Here is a 22,115-nt window from a genome sequence, read left to right as displayed (position 1 = left end):
TCGCCCAGGGCCCCTCGGAAACGGGGCCCTGGATCCTGTCGTCGCATGGGCGTCGCCGGGCGGACAGGGATGTGACGACAGGGCCTGGGCAGGGCGGCCCATGGGGGAAGCGGCATCTCGGGCGGACCTGAGCCGCCCCCTCAACTCCCCCGACGGACCCCTAGGTCCGTCCCTCCCGCTCCTGTGCGTCCTTCAGTGCCGCGGACGCCGTGGCCCAGCGGGCTCGGACGACCCTGAAGCCGGCCCGTTCCGCCTCGTCGCAGACGAGTTCGTCGTCGTCGACCAGGACGTGGATCTCACGGTCGCGCGCGAGCCGGCGCAGGACGTCCAGTTTGGTGTGACGGGCGGGCCTGCGGTCGTCGTTGCGTCGCATCCAGACGCGCCCCGCGGGCAACCCCTGCGCGGCCAGCCACTCGACGGTGTCGCGGCGGCAGCGCTCGGGACGACCGGTCAGATAGACCACCTCGCACTCCTCCATGCTGCGCAACGCCAGGGTCACCCCCTCCGCGAGCGGCGGATCCTGCGGCGCGGCAGCGAAGAACGCGTCCCAGTCCCGCGGCTTGCGCTCCAGGAACCGCTGCCGGTGCGCGCTGTCCGCGAGCGTGCCGTCGAGGTCGAACACGGCGAGTGGTCTGCTGGTCTTCTGCGTCACGCGGACCACCCTAAACAGCGCCTCTGACACCCGGCACACCACAGCCGCCGCCCGCCCCTGTGAACACGCGGTCCTCTCCCGCCAACTTCCTTCACCACAAGCACTATTCACATCACCCAGCAAGCCCTTACCGTGATGCCTCGCACTGCATGTTGCACAGCATGTCGCACAACATTCGGTATTTCGAACGAGAGCAGGGTGGTGACGGGACACCACCGCCCGGTTCTTCGGCATGCGGAGGTCTTCGTGAACCCCCCACTCGACAGACGCCACTTCCTCGCCGTCACCGGCACGTCCACGGCCGCGATGACCCTGGCCGCGACCGGCGGCGGCACGGCCCACGCCTCGACCGGGACCACCGTCTCGGGCGCCCCGGTCGCCCACGACGCCGCCACACCCGTCCAGCCGTTCCCCCTCGGCTCGGTGACCCTCCTGGACAGCGCGTTCCGGGCCAACCAGCAGCGCAACTCCGCCTATCTGCGCTTCGTGGACATCGACCGGCTGCTCCACACCTTCCGTACGAACGTCGGCCTGCCCAGCACCGCCCAGCCGTGCGGTGGCTGGGAGGGCCCGAGCGTCGAGTTGCGCGGCCACTCGACCGGCCATCTGCTCTCCGGGCTCGCCCTCGCCTACGCCAACACCGGGGAGCGGGCCCTGCGCGACAAGGGCCACCGGCTCGTCGCGGCGCTCGCCGAGTGCCAGGCCGCCTCCCCCGCCGCGGGCTTCGGCGCGGGCTATCTGTCCGCGTTCCCCGAGAGCTTCTTCGACCGCCTCGAAGCCGGGACCGGCGTATGGGCGCCGTACTACACGATCCACAAGATCATGGCCGGGCTGGTCGAGCAGCACCGGCTGACCGGCAGCGGTCAGGCCCTCGACGTCGTGCTGCGCCAGGCCGAGTGGGTCGACCGGCGCACCGAGCCGTTGTCGTACGAGCAGATGCAGCGGGTGCTGGAGACGGAGTTCGGCGGCATGAACGACGTCTTCGCCGATCTGCACGCCCTCACCGGCGACGCCAAGTGGCTCGCCGTGGCCGAACGCTTCACACACGCCCGCGTCTTCGACCCGCTGGCCAGGAACGAGGACAAGCTCGCGGGGCTGCACGCCAACACCCAGATCCCCAAGATGGTCGGCGCCCTGCGCCTGTGGGAGGAGGGTCTGCCCGACCGCTATCGCACGATCGCCGAGAACTTCTGGCAGATCGTCACCGACCACCACACCTACGTGATCGGCGGGAACAGCAACGGCGAGGGATTTCACGAACCGGGCGTCATCGCGGGCCAGTTGTCCAACAACACCTGCGAGAACTGCAACAGCTACAACATGCTGAAGCTGACCCGGCTGCTCCACTTCCGCACACCTCGGCGCACCGATCTGCTCGACTACTACGAGCGCACCCTGTTCAACCAGATGCTCGGTGAGCAGGACCCGGACTCGGCGCACGGCTTCAACATCTACTACACGGGTCTGGGCCCCGGCGCCTACAAGCAGCAGCCGTCCTTCATGGGCACCGACCCGGACGCGTACTCGACCGACTACGACAACTTCTCCTGCGACCACGGCACCGGCATCGAGACACAGGCGAAGTTCGCCGACACGGTCTACTCGCACGACCGGCATCGGCTGCTGGTGAACCTGTTCATCCCGTCGCAGGTCAACTGGCAGGACAGGAACATTACTTGGCGGCAGACCACCTCCTTCCCCGATCGGTCGTCGACCGTGCTGACCGTCACCGCCGGACGGGCCGCGCACCAGTTGCTCGTCCGTATCCCGTCCTGGGCCGCGGACGCCCGCGCGACACTCAACGGCCGAGCTCTGCCCGACCGTCCGGAGCCCGGCAGCTGGCTGACCCTCGACCGGGAGTGGCGCGCCGGGGACCGGGTCGAGGTGTCACTGCCCATGCGCACGGTCGTCGAGCCCACGCCCGACGACCCCGACGTACAGGCGGTACTGCACGGCCCGGTGGTCCTGGCTGGGGCGTACGGGGACCGGGCGACGCCGTGGCTGCCGCGCCTGGACACCGGATCCGTACGGCAGGAGTCGCGGGAGCCGCTGCGGTTCACCGCCCGCGCCGACGGCGAGGACGTCTCACTGCTGCCGATCTCCCGGGTGCACCACCAGCACTACTCCGTGTACTGGCAGACCGGTGAACCGCCGCCCCCGCCACCGGAGTTCGCCGCCTGGCATCGTTTCGACGAGACCTCCGGGAGCACGGCCGCCGACGCCACCGGGAACGGGAAGGCGGCCCAGCTCGTCGGCGGTGCCGCATGGACGGTGGCCGGCGCCGACGGTGGCGCGGTGGCGCTCGACGGCACGGACGGGTACGTACGCCTGGCCGACGACCTCCTCGCGGGCGCCGCCGTCTACACGCTGGCCACCTGGGTGCGGCTGGACGGCCAACCCGGCGTCTGGAGCCGGGTGTTCGACCTCGGCACCGGCGTCACGGCCAACATGTTCCTCACCCCGCTCAGCGGCGACGGCACCCTCCGCTACGCCATCACCGCCGGGGGCGCGGGCGCCGAGCAACGCATCGACTCCGCGCCGCTGCCCACCGACCGCTGGGTGCATGTGGCGGTGACGTACGGCGGCGGGACCGCCGTCCTGTACGTCGACGGGCAGGAGGTCGGACGGAACGCCCAGGTCACGGTGGATCCGCGCTACTTCGGCAATCACATCCGTGCCGGGTACCTCGGCAGGTCGCAGTACGCCGACCCCTTCTTGCGGGGTGCGGTCGACGACTTCCGTGTGTACGGCAAGACCCTCACGGCCGAGGAGGTCGCCGCCCTGGCCCAGGCCTAGGCGACGGCACCTCGACGTGTGCGCAGGACGGGTGGGGACGCGGAGCCGCCGCGCCCCATCCGGATCAACAGAAACAAGGAGAGCCGCAAAAATGATCACCCCCGACCGGAACGCGTCCTCGACGCCGCTCGACCCGTCCCGCCGCAGTCTGCTGCGCGCGATGGTCGCGATACCCGCGACCGCACTCGTGCTGGGCGAACTGCCCGGCCTGCTCGGCTCGGCCGCCGCGGCCACCCCCGCCCACGGCTCGGCCACCCGCTACACCATCGTGCCGTTCCTCAACAGCGACGACGGCACCGTGAACGTGTACCAGTCCGACGACGCGACCGACTTCCGGCTCGTCAAGTCCTCCGCCTACACCCCGCCCAGCAACCGCATCCGCGACGCCAGCGTGTTCAAGCACACCGACGGCTACTACTACCTCACCTACACCACACACACCTGGCAGGACGTCAGCACCACCATCGGCTTCGCCCGCAGCTCCGACCGGGCCAACTGGACCTTCCTGTACGACTACACGGTCCCGCTCACCAGTCTGTCCCGCGCGTGGGCGCCCGAGTGGTTCGTCGACAGCGACGGCAGCGTGAACGTCATCGTGTCCTGCTCGACCACCGACAACGAGTGGATCTTCACGCCGTATGTGATGAAGGCCGCCAACTCCGCGCTCACCGCGTGGAGTTCTCCCGTTGCCCTGTCCGGCATCGGCGCCAACCACATCGACACGTTCATCGTGAAGATCGGCTCCACGTACCACGCGTTCCCGAAGAACGAGACGACGAAGTACATCGAGTACGCGACCGCCTCCAGCCTGACCGGGCCGTACACCATCACCCGCACCGGCGACTGGGCCGGCTGGGGCGGCACCCGTGAGGGTCCCTCGGTGATCCAGCTCGACAACGGCGCCTGGCGGATCTTCTTCGACGGCTACGGCGACGGCAGTTACTACTACAGCGACAGCTACGACACCTTCGCGACCTGGACCGCCCCGAAGAAGCTGCCGGGCATCTCCGGAACGGCCCGCCACTTCACCGTGATCAAGGAGACGGTGTCCGGCGGTGTCGACCTGGCCACGGGCGTGACCCGTTCCTTCCGGTCGGGCAACTACTCCACCCGCTACTGGCAGGAGCAGTCCGCGCTGCTCAACCTGCCCGTGGTCAGCAGTTCCAGCACCACCGCCGAGAAGCAGGCGTCCACCTTCACCGTGCTGCCGGGCCTCGCCGACGCGAACGCGTACTCCTTCCGGGACGCGGCCGGCAACTACCTGCGCCACTGGGACTTCCGGGGCCGCTTCGACGCCAACGACGGTACGTCGACGTTCGCCAAGGACGCCACGTTCGTCATCCGCACCGGCACCCCCGACGGCGCCGTCCGCTTCGAGTCGTACAACTACCCGGGCTACTACCTGCGCCACTACAACTACCAGCTCCGTGTGGACGTGTCGGACGGCACCGACCTCTTCCGCCAGGACAGCTCCTTCGTACCCGTGACGGCCTGGGCATGACCGCCGCAGCCGCATCGACATCCACAGTCACATCCACGGCCTCAGCCTCAGCCGAGGAAGAGAGGGAGATGAACCTGATGAGCGACAGCCCCAGCCCCCTTCAGCCGTCCCGCCGCACCGTGCTGGGGGCGATGGCCGCCCTCACCACCTCCTTCGCGATCGGCGCCCCGTCCGCCCGCGCCGCGACCGGATCCGCGTACGTGATGGGCTACTTCACCGAGTCCCCGAACGGCCTCGGTGACGACTACGGCCTCCACCTCGCCGTCAGCACCGACTCGCTCCAGTGGATGCCGCTGAACCAGAACAACCCGGTCGTGACCCCGACCGGGGGCACCGGCGGCCTGCGCGACCCCTTCATCCTCCGTAAGCAGGACGGCACGTTCGTCGTGCTCGCCACCGACCTCAAGGGCACCGACTGGAGCCTGCAGAGCCAGTACATCCATGTCTGGGACTCCGCCGACCTGCGCTCCTTCACCGGCTACCGGCGGCTGAAGCTGCACGACATGGCCACCCACAGCTGGGCCCCTGAGGCGTACTGGGACGCGGGACGCGGCCAGTACGGGATCATCTACTCGGCCGTCAACTCCACGGGCCACAACGTCATCATGGTGAACTACACCACCGACTTCGCGACCGCGTCGACGGCTCAGGTCTTCTTCGACCCCGGCTACGACATCATCGACGGCGACCTGGCCGTGGGCGTCGGCGGGGTCAACTACCTCTACTTCAAGAAGGACCAGACGCTGGTCGGCGCCAAGTCGACCTCCCTGGACCCGGGCAGCTTCACCGTGTTCAGCACACCGGTCGCACACGGCGGCACCGAGGCCCCGATCCTCGTCAAGTCCCAGACGTCGAGCACCTGGTACCTCTGGGGAGACACCTACACCCCCAACGGTGTCTTCTACGCCTGGCAGACCGGCGACCTGGCCGCGGGCACCTGGACCGCGGTCGACCAGCGGCTCTACACCCAGCCGGTCAACTCCAAGCACGGCACCATCCAGCCGATCACCACCACCGAGTACGACAACCTCGTGGCGGCGTACGGCAAGCCGGGCTGGAATCGCATCAAGTCCTACAACTACCCGGACCGTTACGTCCGTCACGTCAACTACGTCGGCCGGATCGACGCCTACCCGTTCGACCCGTACACCGACGCGGAGTGGAAGCTCGTGCCGGGGCTCGCCGACAGCTCCGGGGTGTCCTTTCAGTCCGTCAGCTATCCCACGCGCTATCTGAGGCATTACAACTACCAGCTGCAACTGGACGTCAACGACAGCACGACGACGTTCGCGCAGGACGCCACGTTCTACCGGACCGCGGGCCTGGCCGACACCTCCTGGTCATCTTTCCGCTCCTTCAACTATCCGGACCGTCACATCCGCCACGCAAACTACGTTCTGCGCATCGATCCCATCTCCACCAGCACCGACAAGGCCGACGCCACGTTCTCGGTCGGCTACTGACGCCCCGTCATCCCTCAGTACCCAGTCACCAGGAGACACCCCCATGTCACCTCTCCGAAGAGTTCTCGCCACACTGGCCGCGGCAGCCGCGGCCCTCGGCGGACTCACGGCGACCGCCCCCGCCGCGGCAGCCGCCGACTCGGGCACCTTCAACGTGCTCAGCTACAACGTCGCCGGACTCCCCGCGGCCCTCTCCAGCGCCCCGACCCCGCGCGACACCAGCACCACGGCGATAGGCCAGCGGCTCGGCCCGTACGACATCGTCCACGTGGAGGAGGACTTCAACTACCACGCCTATCTCTACGCGGGCGACACCACGCACGCCTACCGCACACCCACCAGCGGTGGCGCCGGGATCGGCAGCGGGCTCAACACCCTGTCGAAGATCTCCTACGACAGCGACGACTTCGAGCGGGTGCACTGGAACTCCTGCCAGATCGACTCGGGCGACTGTCTGACCCCCAAGGGCTTCACGTTCATGCGGGAACGGCTGGCCGAGGGCGTCTACGTCGACTTCTACAACCTGCACACCAACGCGGGCACGAACGACGGCGACCTGGCCTCGCGGGCGGACAACCTCAACCAGCTCACGGCCTTCATCCAGAGCCACTCCAAGGGCAACGCCGTGGTGGTCATGGGTGACACCAACACCCGCTACACGCGCGCCGGCGACACGATCGCCGAGTTCGGCGCGGCCAACGGCCTGACCGACGCCTGGGTCAAGCTCATCCGCGGCGGCACCCCGCCCGCCAAGGGCAGCGACGCGCTGGTCTGCGACCAGACCGGCGCCACCGTGCCCAACACCTGCGAGGTCGTGGACAAGATCCTGTACCGCGGCAGCAAGCTGGTCACGCTCAACGCCACGAGCTACAACAACGAGCACGCGAGCTTCCTGACCTCGGACGGGCTGATGCTCTCCGACCACGACCCGATCACCGCCAAGTTCACCTGGTCGCGCAACCCCTCCTTCCAGTTGAGCGACCAGTTCGGCGGCCCGCACGGGGACTACTTCAACGACATCGACAGCGTGCCGGCCGGGGCCAGGGCGACCACCCTCACCCTGCGCAGCGGCTCGCGCGTCGACCAGATGGGCCTGACGCTGAGCAACGGCACGACGCTGACCCACGGCGGCACGGGCGACACCGCCTCCTCGCTCACGCTCGGCAGCGGCGAGTACGTCACCTCGGCGCAGCTGTGCCAGGGCGCGAAGGACGGCAACACCCGGATCTTCTACGCCAAGTTCACCACCAACCTCGGCAACAGCCTGGCGGGCGGTACGACGACCTCGGACTGCGTGACCCGCACGGCGCCGTCGGGCTGGCAGATCGCCGGGTTCCACGGACGCACGGGCGACGAGGTCGACAAGATCGGCTTCATCTACACCCAGCGCTGACCGGACACGACCGAGCCCGTGGCCCCTGGTGTGCGCACACCAGGGGCCACGGGCTCACTTGCTCGAATCGTTCACGAGGCTCGGCTCGCCTACGAGGAAAGCCACTCGGTGGCGTTCAGGGCGAGGGCGGCGTTGGTGGCGCCGGTGTCGTTCCAGCCGTCGTAGAGCGTGTTGCCGGACTGGCCGGTGCCGTCGTCGATCGGCGAACTGTCGCCCCAGAAGGCGACCTTGCCGCTGCCGAAGGTGCTGGTGGCGAAGAAGGCCCCGGTGTTGCCCGAGTAACCGGAGCGGTAGAGCAGGCCCTTGACCGCCGAGTTGTCGGCGGGCTTCAGCGTGGCCGTCGTACCGTTGGCGATGAGGCTCTTGGTGACGGTGCCGAACGAGCCGTGCAGGACGGCGTTGGTGCTGTCGCTGATCGCCGCCGGGTAGCCCGAGGTGATGTTCAGCGAGTCGATGGAGAAGCCGAACGGGTCGGTGGAGTCGACGCTGTTGTTGGTCATCAGGTCGTTGAGGATCTTCACCGCGTCGTAGCCGTCGTTGTTGCGGTCGGCGCCGGTGTGGTCGGAGATCATGAACAGACCGCCGCCGTTCTTCACGAACGTCATGATCGCGGTCTTCTCGGCGGTCGTGAAGAGCGTGTTGGGCTCGGGCAGCACCAGCGTGTCGAAGTTCGACAGGTCGGTGGCCGAGGTACCGCCGTACGTCAGCTTGGAGCCCGAAGGCAGCGTGTCCAGGCTGTAGTCGCCGGTCTTCTGCAGGGCCACACCCCAGGAGGAGAGGGCTCCGGTCCAGTCGGTCTCGGAGGACGGCGAGGAGTCCTCGCTCAGCGGGTTCGGCTGGCTGGTGGAGATGATCCAGTCGGCGTTGCCCGCCGTCTCGGCGTGGCCGTTGTCGAACAGGACGCGATGGGTGGTGGCCGCGTGCGCGGGGGCGGCGGTGGTCGTCTGGAGCGCGGCTCCCGTGAGCAGCACGCCGAGCGCGGTGAGGGCGACGGCGAGTCTGTGGCGGGGCCTTGTGGGGGTGAGCATCCGGCATTCCTCCATGGGTGGGGGCGGGGGAAGGGGCGGTGCGGGGCGCCGATCTGCGCGCGTAGAACGGCCGTTGAACGACTGCCGTTCGACACAACGGTGGACAGTACCGACATGATCAAGGCCGCCGGGAGACCCTGCCGCGACTTATCATCAACCTCTTACCCTGCGCCACAACCGGCTTGGGATTCGGGCCGGTTGACGGCTCGCGCGGTGGTTGACCGCGGCAGGTGGCCGCCGATCCGTCAGGACGCGTCGACCAGCCAGGGCCTGACCTGCCTGCGCGCCTCATGCAGCCGGGACTTGAGCGTGCCGAGCGGAATGCCGACACGCTCGGCGACCTCGGCGTACTCCAGCTGGCAGATGTCCCGGTAGACCAACGGCGCCACCAGATGCGGGTGTTCGCGCTCCAGGCGCTCCAGCGCCTCCAGGAGGTCGATGCGGGATCCGGCGATCACGCTCGTGGTACGCGGGTCGACGTGCTGCGAGGCGTCGATCGCGTCCGGCTGCTCGGCGGCCCGCCGCTTCAGCTCGCGGTACTTCTGACGGGCGCAGTTGGCGACGACCGTGTAGAGCCAGGTACTGAACCGGCTGCGCCCCTCGAATGAGGTGATCTTCCGCGCCACCTGGAGGAGGACGTCCTGCGCAGCCTCCTCGGCGTCCTCGCGGCAGGGCAGGAAGCGCCCGCAGCGCCGTACTACCTCCGGCCGGATCCCCTGGAGCAGCAGATCAAGGGCCGCCGGATCACCCGAGGCCGCGCGCAGCGCGAGCTCCTCGGTCGCCGCCGCGTCCTGCACTGGGTGCTCCCCTCGGTGTCGATCAGAGGCCAGGCATCATAGTTGCACGCACTCGGCGTCGTTCGGCGCGCCCCGGTTGGCTGGGGGCTCCCTCCGTCCTGCTCCGTCGGACAGCCCGGAGGTCGCGCCCCTTCCCGGTTACGCCGGCGAGGCGGGGTGAAAGGTGAAAGGCGATGGCCACCGCCGTCGGCATGCTCCTTCGGGGCCTGCGCGTTCTCCGTCGGGCTTCTCCTGGCAGCCTGCGCCGGGTGGCTTACGAAGTCCGCCATAAAGCCTCCATCTGCGACGACACATGGGATACCGAGGACGAACGCCCTCCACATGGTGCCGCGTGCTCGGCGGCCGACGTGACCGGTAGGCTTCAACAGCCCGACCGTTGCCAGGAGCAGCAACCCCTCTAGGGACAGCGGCCACAGCGCCGTGCTCGTGGCATCCGCCCCGCCCTGGAGAGCAAATGCCCGCTGGTGAACAGATGCCAGGCCATCTCGACCGTGGTCGAACCCACCGGCTCACAGGCGTTGCGACGGGTTGTTCATGGTGAGGGGTCCCCTCGATCGGATCGGTCGCTACCGTCTGGACCGGCGTCTCGGCGCGGGTGGCTTCGGCGTGGTGTGGCTGGCCCACGACGAGGTGCTCGAGGCCGTGGTCGCCCTGAAGGTACTGTCCGACAACTGGGCCGACCACCTCGATGTCCGCGAACGTTTCCTCTCCGAGGCCCGGCTGCTGCGCAAGGCCGACTCGAACCGGGTCGTCCAGGTCTACGACATCGGTGAACTGCCCGACGGCAGGCCCTACTTCGTCATGGAGTACGCCGACGGAGGCACCCTCGACGACCGGATCGAGGCCGGGCCGCTGCCCATCGCCGAGGCATTGCGCCTGACGGCCCTCGCGGCACGGGCCGCGGCCGCGCTGCACGAGGCCGGGATCGTGCACCGCGACATCAAGCCGTCCAACGTACTGCTGCGCACCTCCACCGGCGGCGCCGACCGCGTCCTGCTCGCCGACCTCGGGCTCGCCAAGAGCCTGGCGCAGGCCTCCGGGCTGACGATGGCGGCCGGTTCCGCGGGCTACACCCCGCCCGAGCAGGCCCAGCCCGGTTCGGGCATCGACGCGCGGGCCGACGTGTACAGCCTCGGTGCTCTGGGCTACCACCTGGTCACGGGGTCGGTCCCCGGGCCGCCCGGCAAGGTCGTACGACCCGAACGGCTGCGTACGGATCTGGCCCCGGACGTGCAGCGGGCGCTGCTGCGCGCCATGGAACCCGACCGCGAGCGGCGCTGGCCCACGGCGCTGAGCCTGGCCGTGGAGTTGGAACGGCTGGCCGAACAGGTGTCGATGGGGACGGTCCGCGTACCCCGGCGCCGTCGGCGGACCGTGCTGGTGGCCGTGGCCGCCGCGGTCGTGATCGGCGCGGCCGGTGTGACCACCGCGCTCGTGACCCGAGGGTCCGACGCCCCGTCCGTGACGGTCGAGGACGCCTCCGGACAGGTCTCGGTCGAGGTTCCGGGCGGGTGGGGCCGCCAACTGCGCGACTCCGGGTGGAATCCGCGGACCGTGGGCCTGTCGGACACGCACGAACCGGGTCTCGCCGTCACGGACGACCTGGCGAAGTGGCAGGACCTGAGCTCGGGCGTGGACGGGGTGTTCGTCGGCCTGAGCGCACACGGCGACGTGCGCGGCAGGGTCGGGGCGATCGCCCACACCGACTGCCACTACGAGGGCAGCCGCACCTATACGGGCACGCACTGGCACGGGCTGATCCGCACCTGGAACGCCTGTCCGGGCAGCCATGGCTCACTCACGGAGGCGGGGCTCACCGCGGCGGGCGAGAACCAGCAGCCACAGCTGTACGTCCAGATCCGCCAGGCCGCCGGCGACGCCGCGACGACCGACCGCGTACTCGGCTCCATACGGGCCGGAGACTGACCAGCGGGAAACTGACGAGCCGGAGGTTGACCAACGGGACGCTGACCAGCGGGAAACTGACCAGCGACGCCGGGGCCTGCGAGCGCCGGATCACGATCCCCGTTCCGGGACCCGCGGAAATCGCGGGTCCGGTCCGCGAACTTTTTCACGCGCCCGAGCATCGGACACTGATGACGGAGCACAGAGCGCCGTCCGCACGCCGAGTCAGCGCGCGTGCGGTGAATTCCAAGGAGTGTTGACATGGCGACCTTCCGGCCCGGCGACGCGGTTCCCGTCCGCCGCCCGTCCTCCCCCACCCACAGGGCAGCGCTGGTCGCGGGTGTCGCGCTGCTCGGCCTGCTCACGGCCTGCGGCACCGACCACGGCACCGCCAGTCCTCCGCAGAAGCTCTCCGGCACGGCCGAGCCGGCCTCCGGCGACAAGACCACGGACACCACCGGAACGGGCGCCGCCCCGACCGGCTCCCTCACACCATCGGCAGCTGCCTCGAGCTCGTCGTCTAGCTCGAACTCGTCCTCGACCGGGAGCGGCTCGTCCGGCAGTACCCGATGCCACACCTCGGAGCTGCGCGCGACGGTCGGCGCCAACAATCCGGGCGCCGGTCAGGAGAACTTCCCCGTCGTCCTCACCAACACCTCCCACCGCACCTGCACGCTGCGTGGCTTCCCCGGGGCGGCGTTCGTCGACGCGTCGGGCAAGCAGCTCGGGCCCGACCCGAGGCGCTCCGCCGATACGCCGACGACGGTCACGCTGACGCCGGGGCGGAGCGCGTGGGCGGGGCTGACGTTCTCCAATCCGGGCATCAGCGGGGCGAAGACGGCGACGCCCGCCTCGCTGATCGTCACGCCGCCCGACGAGCGGGACCCGCTCAAGGTCACGTGGAAGGGCGGCGAGGTACCCGTGTCGGGGAACGCCTCTTCCGTATCCCTGACCGTCGTCCGTGCCGGCAACGGCGCCTGACCCCGGCCCGCGTCACCGACCCCGCCACCCACCCCGCTCCCCCGCCCCGCCGTCCGCCCCGCGGATCGACGGGGTTTGTCACGGAACAGCAACACGTGCCGATCCCGGCGACCTTTCCCGACGATCCACGCATCACACCGTTTGACGCACCCCGTAGAGCGGCGCGTCACAGGAACGGAAGCTCCCGCCCACGGGCGGGAGCCGGATCGAGAAACTTCGGGGGTTCATCATGACCGGCATCTCACGCAGGCGTCTGCTGACCGCGACGGCAACCGCGGGCGCGCTGGGCGGCCTGGGCGCGCTCACCGCCTGCTCGGCGAACGACTGGTCCGTGGGCAGCAGCGCCGAGGGGGACACGAGCGGCAAGTCCCCCAAGCCGAAACTGATCGGCGACGGCTCCACCGCCGACACCGGGGCCCAGCCCAAGCAGCCGAAGGCCGAACGGCTGAAGCCGGGCGAGCGCCCGCCGCAGTTCGTGGTCTTCTCCTGGGACGGTGCGGGCGAGCTCAGCAACAAGCTGTTCTCCCGCTTCCGCAAGGTCGCCGCCGACCACGGCGCCTCGATGACGTTCTTCCTCAGCGGCATCTACACACTGCCCGAGTCGAAGAAGCACCTCTACAGCCCGCCTCAGCACCCCGTGGGCGCCTCCGCGATCGGCTACCTCTCCGACCGGCACATCCACTCCACGATCCAGCAGATCCGGTCCGCCTGGCTGGAGGGCCACGAGATCGGCACCCACTTCAACGGCCACTTCTGCGGCGCGGACGGGGTGCGGCGCTGGTCCCCCGCCGAGTGGCGCAGCGAGATCGCGCAGGCGAAGAAGTTCGTCACCGAGTGGAAGACCAACACCGGCTTCACCGACCTCGAACCGTTCCCCTTCGACTACGAGAAGGAGCTGATCGGCGGCCGAGCCCCGTGTCTTGAGGGCCAGTCCAACCTGCTGCCGACCGCCGCCTCCCTCGGCTGGAAGTACGACGCCAGCAGCCCCGGCGGCCTGCAGATGTGGCCCGGCAAGGTCCAGGGCGGCAGGATCTGGGACTTCCCGCTGCAGTCCATACCCTTCCCCGGTCACTCCTTCCAGGTCCTGTCGATGGACTACAACCTGATGGCCAACCAGTCCCACGCCAACCCGCTCGGGGACAAGTCCATGTACGACGCCTGGCGTGCCCAGGCCCGCGACAGCTACCTCGCCGGCTTCCGCCGCGCCTACGAGAGCAACCGCGCCCCCTTCTTCATCGGCAACCACTTCGAACGCTGGAACGGGGGGATATACATGGACGCGGTCGAGCAGGCCATCGAGCAGATCGCCGGGCACGACGACGTACGCCTGGTCTCGTTCCGCCAGCTCGTCCAGTGGCTGGAGGCCCAGGACCCGGCCGTACTGCGCAAGCTGCGCACCCTCAACCCGGGACAGTCGCCCCTCGGCGGCTGGTCGGAGTTCCTGGGCACGGCGGCCTCGCAGTCGGCCACGGCGAGTTCCTGACGACTCCGACACCGACCACCACCACGAACACGAACACGACCGCGGCCAGGCGCGCGTGGCCCGGCCGCGGTCGGTGTGACGTACAGGACGGGTCAGCGATGGCCGCCCTGGCCGCCGCCGTGTCCGTAACCGCCGTATCCCCCGTAACCCCCGTACCCATAGCCGCCGTAGCCATCTCCGTAGCCGTACCCGTACCCGGGTGCGCCGTACTGTCCGCCCGGAGGCGCGCAGTAGTAGTACGGGGAGCAGCTGTGGGCGGGTGTCGAGGGCGCGGGTGTCGAGGGCTCGGCCGAGGGCCGGGGCGACGACTTGGGCACGGTCGGCGACGGTGACCTCGACGGCTGGGGAGAGGCCTGACCCGACGATGTCTTCGTCTGCCCGGCGGAGTCCCAGTTGACCGCCTCCATCTGGAGCGAGGGCGACGAGGTGTCCATCGTCCAGTGCTGGTCGGACTCCTCCGCACGGACCTTGAGGACCACGGACGCCTCGCCCTTGGTGGAGGCGGGGGTGAGGGCCAGGTCCTGGTTCCAGCGGGGCACCACCGTGCCCTGGAGGGTGAAGTCGTAGCGCACGTTCTTGGTGCCCGGTTGCGACTCGCCGGTGCAGGGAGCGAGTTGGACCGAGTAGCCGAGGTGGGAGTCGAGGCAGAGGTCGGGGGCGGCCAGGTCGCGCAGCAGTCCGTCGTCCTCGTACGACCACTCCTGGCTCGCCGCCGAGGAGCAGGGCGTGAGCGCGGTCTCCACGCCCTTCGCCGGCTTCTTGCCCACGATGCCGATGCACAGCCCGGTCTCGGTGTTGCGCAGCCGGCCGCGCACGCCGCCCTTCGACGTGTCGCCGGTGCCTATCCAGGACGGGTTCGATCCGGGCGCCTTGGCCGTGCCCGAACTGGGCGAGCCCGAGGGTCCGGCGCCGTCGGCCGTGCCGGGCGCGCCGTCCGAGCTCTGGGTGACCCACAGGACCAGCGGGACCAGGATCATTCCGCTCACGGTCAGCGCGGCCAGCGCGATGTTGTTGCGACGCGGGGCGCGGCGGGAGGAGCGCCGGGGCGCCTTGTGCGTCGGCGGGCGGGAGTCACCGGAAGCGCGGCTGCGCGGCGCGGGGCGCGGGGGCTCGCCCGGAACGAAGGGCGCGTGGCTGGGAAGGGGAGGGATTCTGTGCGCGACCGGGACGGTGCCCGGGACGTCCGTCACTTCCACGATCGCGTCGACGCGTCCGGGGCGGGAGTCGAGGTAGGCCGCGGCGCCCCAGCCGAGCAGGGCCTCGGCCAGGGGCAGCGCGAGGTCGCCGTTGAACCGGCTCAGCTGGTCGGCGGTGTGACGGCAGTGCCGGCAGCGGCCCATGTGCCTGCTCAGGTCGGCGTCGAGGTCGAGGCCGCCGCGGCGCAGGGACACATCGAGCATCCGGTGGAAGCGGCGGCACTCCTCCTCCGGTGCCAGTTCGCGGTGGATTTCCAGGCAGCCCTCGCGCAGGCGTTCCCGGGCCCGCCGCAGTTCCACCAGGGCGTCGTCGTCGCTGATGCCCAACAGCCCGGCGGGTACGGCGAGTTGCTCGGCCTCGACCTCGGTGTGCCACAGCAGACAGCGGGCGGGCTCGGGAAGCCGCTGGAACGCGCGGGACAACTGCCGTCTGTTCTCCGGCGGCAGAAGCCGCGCCATGACCCGGTCACGGCTGTCGGAATCGGCCAGCAATTCGGGATGAAGCATCTCCCGTCGTTGGTCTCCGAGCCATTCGGCGGTCATACGCCGTACGGTGACCAGCAACTGAGGCCGCCAGGCGGCCGTCGGCCCGGTCTGCCGCAGCGATTCACCGAACAGCCGGGTGAAAGCGGCCGTGGTGAGCATTCCGGCGGGACGCACACCGTTGGTGCACAGGCGCGCGTAGGCGAAGACCGCTTCCCAGTGGCGGTCGAGGAGTTCCCCGACGGGATGGTGCGCGGGCGTGTTCCCCGAGCTCTTCTTCAGGTCCGCCGCGAGCCGCTCATCCGAAACCTCGAACAAGCGACCGGGCGTTGGGGAATGAGACACCGCTGCGTCATTCACGTCCGCTTTCCTCCCAAAGGTAACGCAGGAATTAGTCCATACCAATGGGTATGTAGCCCGCCCGCCGAAGCGGAGGGACTACCCATGGGGGGGGTTGTTACCGCAATCGCCCTCTCCGACAGCTCTTTTGAAGCGAGGGGCGCGCGGGCACACCGTGCGCGTACAGAAGGAAGCGAATTGTCTGCACGCCAACAAGGCACACCTTTGCACAGTGCGCCGAGCCGAAACAAGAGATCTCGTCACCTTCCCTTTACCATCACGCGCGGACGGATTGACCAAACGTCAGCCGAGGCCTCCACAAAAGAAATTCAGAATCCCCTACAACCATCGGCGAGCGGTCATACGCGAGCCTCCGACCAGCCCCCCGAAGAGCGGAAAGGCCTTCACCGACCCGTTGACGACCTGGCATGCCCATGCAATGCTCCCTATTGGGAGCGCTCCCATTCCCCGTCGTCCACCTCGCGTGGCCGCGGCCCAGGATTCACCTCACCGCTGGGAGCCGCTCATGTCCGCTTTCCCGTTGCCCCACCGCCGCCAAAGGCACCTGACGACCGCCTTGCTGGCGGGGGCATTACTCGTCGGCGGCCTCGTGACCGCCCCCTCCGCGACGGGGCTCGCCACCGCCGCCACGGCGACAACCGCCGTACGGGTCAACCAAGTCGGCTATCTGCCGGACGGCCCCAAGCGCGCGACCGTCGTCACCTCCGCCGCGGGGCCGCTCCCCTGGCGACTGCGCACCGCCTCGGGCAGGGTGGTCGCCTCGGGGTCGACCGTCGGCCGCGGCACGGACGCGGCCTCCGGGCAGCCGACCCAGGTCGCCGACTTCTCCTCGTACGGACGGACCGGTTCGGGTTACGTCCTGACGGTCGACGGAACGGTCAGCGATCCCTTCGACATTCGCGCGGATCTCTACGACGGGCTGCGCTCCGACGCGCTGGCCTTCTTCTATCACCAGCGCAGCGGGATACCGATCGAAGCCTCCCTGGTGGGTTCCGCCTATGCGCGGCCCGCCGGCCATCTCGGAGTCGCACCCAATCAGGGCGACACGAACGTGCCCTGTCAGTCCGGGGTGTGCGACTACACGCAGGACGTCAGGGGCGGCTGGTACGACGCGGGCGACCAGGGCAAATACGTCGTGAACGGCGGCATTTCCACCTGGCTGCTCGTCAATTCCTTCGAACGGGCGAAGAGAGCGGGCACCGCGTCCGCGCTCGGCGACTCGACGCTGCGCGTTCCCGAGCGCGGCAACGGCGTACCCGACGTCCTGGACGAGGCGCGCTGGGAGCTCGACTTCCTGATGCGGATGCAGGTGCCGGACGGCAGACCGTACGCGGGAATGGCGTTCCACAAAGTCCACGACGCCGCCTGGACCGGGCTGCCGACCCGGCCCGAGCAGGACGCCCAGCCGCGTGAGCTCCACCCGCCGTCCACCGCCGCCACCCTCAACCTGGCGGCGACGGCGGCCCAGTGCGCCCGTGTCTTCCGGCCCTACGACACCGCGTTCGCGAACCGTTGCCTGACCGCCGCCCGCAAGGCCTGGACGGCGGCGCGGGCCAACCCGGCGATGTACGCGCCGGATGCGGACAGCACCGGCGGCGGGGCCTATGGCGACACCCAGGTCACCGACGAGTTCTACTGGGCGGCCGCCGAGTTGTACGCCACGACCGGCGAGCGCGCCTACCGGGACGCGGTGACCTCCTCGCCCTGGCACACCGCCGCGAACGCCTTCACGTCCGGCGGCTTCAGCTGGGCCGACACCGCCGCGCTGGGCAGGCTGACGCTGGCGACCGTACGCACCGGGCTGCCCGCGGCCGACCTCCGGCGGGTGCGCGTCTCGGTGACCGTCGCGGCGGACGGCTATCTGTCCACCATGGCCGGGCAGGGATACGCCGTCCCGCTCCCCGCCACCGGGTACGTCTGGGGCTCCAACAGCGCGGTCACCGACAACGCGATCGTCATGGCCACCGCCCAGGAACTGACCGGGGACCCGCGCTACCGCGCCGGAGTGCTGGAGTCGATGGACTACCTGCTGGGCCGCAACGCCCTGGGCCAGTCGTACGTGACCGGATACGGGGAGCGGTACTCCGACAACCAGCACCACCGCTTCTGGGCGCACCAGTACGACCCCTCGCTGCCGCACCCGCCGGCGGGCTCCCTCGCGGGCGGGCCCAACAGCGGGCTGCAGGACCCGGTCGCACAGGAGCACCTGCCCGGCTGCGCGCCCCAGGCCTGCTACATCGACGACATCGGCTCGTACTCGACCAACGAGGTGGCCATCAACTGGAACGCGCCGCTGGCGTGGCTGGCCGCCTACGCGGCCGAGGACGACTGCGCGGGCGGCCTCCCGGAACGTCTCGGCTGAGCGCGCTCCCCGCCCGCCACCGGCTGACGCGGAAGCCGAGTCGGAGGCCTTCTTCGGCTCGGACGTGCGGGCGCTCACCACGGGTTCGGTGGGCGCCGCGCCGCGCGTCAGTGCCCGCTGATCGCGCGAGGCGTGTACGGCTCCTCCAACTGCTCGGTCTCCTTCTCCGAGAGCTCCACGTCGAGGGCGGCCACCGCGTCGTCGACGTGCCCCACCTTGGTGGCACCGATGATGGGCGCGGTCACGGTGCTCCGGCGCAGCAGCCAGGCGAGGGCGATCCGGGCACGCGGGATGTCGCGCTCGGCGGCGATCCGGGCGACGGCGTCGACGATCTCGCGGTCGCCCGGCTGGTAGAGCCTCTTGCCGTACTCGTCGGTGCGGCTGCGCTCGGTGCTGACGTCCCAGTCACGGGTGAGCCGGCCGCGGGCGAGCGGGCTCCAGGGCAGTACGCCGACGCCCTGGTCCGCGCAGAGCGGCAGCATCTCGCGCTCCTCCTCGCGGTACAGGAGGTTGTAGTGGTTCTGCATGGACACGAACCGCGTCCAGCCGTTCAGCCGGGCCGTGTACTGGGCCTTGGAGAACTGCCACGCGTACATCGAACTCGCCCCGATGTAACGGGCCTTGCCCGCCTTCACCACGTCGTGGAGGGCCTCCATCGTCTCCTCGACGGGAGTGGCGGGGTCGAAGCGGTGGATCTGGTACAGGTCCACGTAGTCGGTGCCCAGACGGCGCAGGCTGTTGTCGATCTCCGTCATGACGGCCTTGCGGGACAGGCCACGCCCGTTGGGGCCGTCGTGCATCGCGCCGTTCACCTTGGTGGCGATGACGATCTCGTCGCGGCGCGCGAACTCCGCCAGCGCGCGGCCGACGATCTCCTCGCTCGTGCCGTCGGAGTACACGTTCGCCGTGTCGAAGAAGGTGATCCCGGCGTCCAGCGCGCGGCGGATCAGGGGGCGGGCACCCTCGGCGTCGAGCGTCCACTCGTGGGGCCCTCGGTCGGGCAGCCCGAAACTCATGCAGCCCAGGCAGATCCGGGACACGTCCAGGCCCGTCGAACCGAGCTTCACGTACTGCATGCTCACTCCTGCTTTCCGTGGGGTGGAAGGGCCCCCGCCGACCCGGCCGCGGCGAGCCGCCGACAAGAGCTCCGGGAAAGCCATTCCCGATCGCCGTTCGCTTAGTCGCGGGGGCGCGGCGCAGTACTTGCCGCCGAGGCGTTCGTACGACAGCCGGCGGGCGCGGGTGGACTGCGTGGCAGCAAGGGTGTGGGCAACGGCCTGACCTGTGGTGATGCCTCAGGCGTATCGCCGGATGCGAAACAGGTCTTGGACCCGGAGCACCTCTCGCGCGCAGGGTGGAGTCACCGCCCCGGTGCCGCACCGGGGTGGACCCTGTTCGTCCTGTCAAAGGATTGCACCATGCGCGTATTCGTCACCGGCGCGACCGGATTCATCGGTTCCGCCGTCGTCCGTGAACTCCTCGAAGCGGGGCATCAGGTCCTCGGCCTCGCCCGCTCGGACACCGCCGCCGCGGCGCTCACGGCGGTCGGCGCCGAGGCGCACCGCGGCTCCCTCGACGATCCGGACCGCCTGCACGAGGGCGCCGCGGCGGCGGACGGCGTCATCCATCTGGCCTTCAACCACGACTTCTCGGACTACGTCGCCAACGGCAAGCTGGACCTGGGTGCCGTCGAGGCTCTCGGAGCGGCGCTCGAAGGAACCGGCAAGCCCCTCGTGGTGACCTCGGGGACCTTGATGCTCACCATGATGGCGCCGGGTCGCCTCGGGACCGAGGAGATCGTGCCCGATCCCGGGTTGGAGGCACCCCGGATCGCTTCGGAGAGCGCGGCCATGGCGCTGGCCGCGCGCGGGGTGCGCGCCTCGGTCGTGCGGCTTTCACCGACCGTGCACGGCGAGGGCGACAAGGGCTTCGTCCCGAGCCTGATCGGCATCGCCCGCGAGACCGGCGTGTCGGCCTTCGTCGGCGACGGATCGAACCGCTGGCCCGCCGTGCACCGGCTCGATGCGGCGCACCTGTTCCGGCTGGCGTTGGAGGCCGCCCCGGCCGGCTCGATCCTGCACGGGGCCGCCGAGGAGGGCGTGCCCTTGCGTGACATCGCCGAGCTCATAGGCCGCCGGCTGAAGCTGCCGGTCGCCGGGATCACCACCGAGGACGCGAGCCGGCACTTCGGCTTCCTCGCCGCCGCCGTGTCCCTCGACAACCCGACCTCGAGCGCCCTGACCCGGAAGCTGCTCGGATGGCGTCCCGAGCACCCCGCACTCGTCCCGGACCTCGAAGCAGGCCACTACTTCAACGACTGAGCGAGCCGTTCGAGCGGTTCGAATCCCGGCGACCTCGTCACCCTTCCGTCCCGGCCCGGAATGCGCCGCCCGGGACCGTCGTGTCCCATGAAGTCAGGATCTTCCCACCGGTGGAACCCCGTCCCCGGCCATTCCCTCTAGCAGGGCGACGAGGAGGTCGGCATGGAAGACGGCCCCCAGACGGTGAGTGGCAGACCCACGCGGCAGTTCGTGCCCGCGTCGCCTGCCGCCTCGCCCGGGGTGTGGCGATGGCGGGGCGAACTGAAGCGGGCGCTGCCGGCGCTGTGGCTGTTCGCCGGCGCGCGACTGGCGGGCGTGCTCATGGTGACCGCCTGGTCGCTGCACCTGGGCCGGCACCCGCGCAACGTGCTCGGTCTGGAATGGGACGGCGGCTGGTACTGGCACATCGCCCGGTACGGCTACGGCACGGTCGTCGCCGCCAAGTCCGGCCACGGGGTCGTCTACAACGACCTGGCGTTCTTCCCGCTCTTCCCCGGACTGATCCACGGCCTGAACACGGTCCTGCCGGTCGGCCCGGTCAACGCGGCGCTCGTCATCTCCTGGATCGCCGCCGCCGTGGCCGCCTGGGGCGTGTACGCGGTCGGCGAGCTGCTGCACGGACGGCGGGTCGGGCTGGCGCTCGCGGCACTGTGGGCGCTGCTGCCGCATGCCGTCGTGCTGACCATGGCGTACACCGAGTCCCTCATGACGGCCTTCGCCGCCTGGGCGCTCTACGCGGCGCTGACCCACCGCTGGCTGACCGCCGGGACGCTGGCCGCGCTGGCAGGGCTGTGCCGCCCCAACGGTTTCACCGTGGCCGCCGCCGTCATCACGGCCGCCGCCGCCCACCTCTGGCAGCGCCGCCGCGAAGGGAGACCCACCGTCCCGCGCGCCTGGGTGGCCATGCTCCTGGCGCCCGTCGGGTGGCTCGGGTACGTCGCCTGGGTGGGGCTGCGCACACACGACCTGACCGGATACTTCCGGGTGCAGAGTCTGTGGGGCTCACGGTTCGACTTCGGTCACTACACCGCGCACATGTTCAAGCACCTGATCGTCGGGCACGACACCCTGGTCGTCTACCTCTCCGCCGGAATCGTCCTCGGCTGCGTCCTGCTGTTCGTCCTCGGCGTCCTGGACCGACAGCCGCTGCCGCTGCTCGTGTACTCGGGGCTTCTCCTCGTCATCGCCCTCGGCGACGCCCACTTCTTCACGAGCAGACCCCGACTGCTGCTGCCCGCCTTCCCCCTGCTGCTGCCGTTCGCCCTCTCCCTGGCCCGCGCCCAGCGACGCACGGTCGTCGTCCTGCTCATCGGCCTGGCCGGTTTCTCCCTCTTCTACGGCACCTATCTGCTGACCGTTTCCCACCAGGCCCTGTGACCGCAGGTGGGGCGAGG

The 22,115-nt window shown here is 69.9% G+C and carries 15 protein-coding genes; 10 read left to right on the top strand and 5 right to left on the bottom strand.

Going from position 1 to position 22,115, the window contains the following annotated elements:
- Positions 1-160: 160 nt before the first annotated feature.
- Positions 161-661 carry a hypothetical protein gene (locus FNV62_RS44655; RefSeq protein WP_375336809.1) on the bottom strand — a complete coding sequence of 167 codons (501 nt, stop codon included), beginning with the start codon at positions 659-661 and terminating at the stop codon, positions 161-163.
- Positions 662-898: 237 nt separating this feature from the next.
- Between FNV62_RS44655 and FNV62_RS44650 the strand changes: the two genes are divergently transcribed.
- The 4 genes from FNV62_RS44650 (at position 899) to FNV62_RS44635 (ending at position 7,805) form a co-directional block, all read left to right on the top strand.
- On the top strand, positions 899-3,448 hold the full coding sequence (locus FNV62_RS44650; protein WP_144316145.1) for a beta-L-arabinofuranosidase domain-containing protein: 2,550 nt from the start codon (positions 899-901) through the stop codon (positions 3,446-3,448).
- A gap of 91 nt (positions 3,449-3,539) precedes the next feature.
- Positions 3,540-4,949 carry a glycoside hydrolase family 43 protein gene (locus tag FNV62_RS44645; RefSeq protein WP_144316144.1) on the top strand — a complete coding sequence of 470 codons (1,410 nt, stop codon included), beginning with the start codon at positions 3,540-3,542 and terminating at the stop codon, positions 4,947-4,949.
- Positions 4,950-5,026: 77 nt separating this feature from the next.
- The gene (locus FNV62_RS44640; protein ID WP_144316143.1) at positions 5,027-6,412 is read left to right on the top strand and encodes a glycoside hydrolase family 43 protein; all 1,386 of its coding nucleotides are present in this window, start codon (positions 5,027-5,029) and stop codon (positions 6,410-6,412) included.
- A 43-nt stretch (positions 6,413-6,455) separates the two neighbouring features.
- Positions 6,456-7,805, top strand: a complete 1,350-nt coding sequence (locus FNV62_RS44635; protein WP_144316142.1) for a jacalin-like lectin — start codon at positions 6,456-6,458, stop codon at positions 7,803-7,805.
- Positions 7,806-7,894: 89 nt separating this feature from the next.
- Here FNV62_RS44635 and FNV62_RS44630 read toward each other — a convergent pair whose 3' ends face one another.
- Both FNV62_RS44630 and FNV62_RS44625 read right to left on the bottom strand, forming a co-directional pair.
- On the bottom strand, positions 7,895-8,833 hold the full coding sequence (locus FNV62_RS44630; RefSeq protein WP_144316141.1) for a hydrolase: 939 nt from the start codon (positions 8,831-8,833) through the stop codon (positions 7,895-7,897).
- Between the two features lie 245 nt (positions 8,834-9,078).
- On the bottom strand, positions 9,079-9,630 hold the full coding sequence (locus tag FNV62_RS44625; RefSeq protein ID WP_097287451.1) for an RNA polymerase sigma factor: 552 nt from the start codon (positions 9,628-9,630) through the stop codon (positions 9,079-9,081).
- Positions 9,631-10,164: 534 nt separating this feature from the next.
- Between FNV62_RS44625 and FNV62_RS44615 the strand changes: the two genes are divergently transcribed.
- From FNV62_RS44615 to FNV62_RS44605, 3 genes are all read left to right on the top strand, one after another.
- Complete coding sequence (locus tag FNV62_RS44615) at positions 10,165-11,556, top strand: serine/threonine-protein kinase (protein WP_144316140.1); 1,392 nt, start codon at positions 10,165-10,167, stop codon at positions 11,554-11,556.
- Between the two features lie 240 nt (positions 11,557-11,796).
- Positions 11,797-12,516: a DUF4232 domain-containing protein gene (locus FNV62_RS44610; protein ID WP_144316139.1), complete on the top strand. Its 720-nt coding sequence runs from the start codon at positions 11,797-11,799 to the stop codon at positions 12,514-12,516.
- Positions 12,517-12,745: 229 nt separating this feature from the next.
- The gene (locus tag FNV62_RS44605) at positions 12,746-13,999 is read left to right on the top strand and encodes a hypothetical protein (RefSeq protein ID WP_060897646.1); all 1,254 of its coding nucleotides are present in this window, start codon (positions 12,746-12,748) and stop codon (positions 13,997-13,999) included.
- A gap of 92 nt (positions 14,000-14,091) precedes the next feature.
- On the opposite strand, the gene FNV62_RS44600 is transcribed toward FNV62_RS44605, so the two are convergent.
- The gene (locus tag FNV62_RS44600) at positions 14,092-15,996 is read right to left on the bottom strand and encodes an RICIN domain-containing protein (protein WP_318658484.1); all 1,905 of its coding nucleotides are present in this window, start codon (positions 15,994-15,996) and stop codon (positions 14,092-14,094) included.
- Positions 15,997-16,543: 547 nt separating this feature from the next.
- Between FNV62_RS44600 and FNV62_RS44595 the strand changes: the two genes are divergently transcribed.
- Entirely contained in the window at positions 16,544-18,400 is a 1,857-nt protein-coding gene (locus FNV62_RS44595; protein ID WP_181360953.1) for a glycoside hydrolase family 9 protein, read from the top strand.
- Positions 18,401-18,507: 107 nt separating this feature from the next.
- Here FNV62_RS44595 and FNV62_RS44590 read toward each other — a convergent pair whose 3' ends face one another.
- The gene (locus FNV62_RS44590; RefSeq protein ID WP_143603945.1) at positions 18,508-19,476 is read right to left on the bottom strand and encodes an aldo/keto reductase; all 969 of its coding nucleotides are present in this window, start codon (positions 19,474-19,476) and stop codon (positions 18,508-18,510) included.
- Between the two features lie 342 nt (positions 19,477-19,818).
- Here FNV62_RS44590 and FNV62_RS44585 point away from each other — a divergent pair, with 342 nt between their 5' ends.
- The gene (locus tag FNV62_RS44585; RefSeq protein ID WP_143610134.1) at positions 19,819-20,721 is read left to right on the top strand and encodes an SDR family oxidoreductase; all 903 of its coding nucleotides are present in this window, start codon (positions 19,819-19,821) and stop codon (positions 20,719-20,721) included.
- Positions 20,722-20,883: 162 nt separating this feature from the next.
- The gene (locus tag FNV62_RS44580) at positions 20,884-22,098 is read left to right on the top strand and encodes a glycosyltransferase family 39 protein (RefSeq protein ID WP_143603942.1); all 1,215 of its coding nucleotides are present in this window, start codon (positions 20,884-20,886) and stop codon (positions 22,096-22,098) included.
- Positions 22,099-22,115 lie beyond the last annotated feature (17 nt).

The sequence above is a fragment of the Streptomyces sp. RLB3-17 genome, from assembly GCF_007113425.2.
Classification (GTDB): Bacteria; Actinomycetota; Actinomycetes; order Streptomycetales; family Streptomycetaceae; genus Streptomyces; species Streptomyces mirabilis_D.
This window is presented reverse-complemented; position numbering and strand designations above follow the sequence as displayed.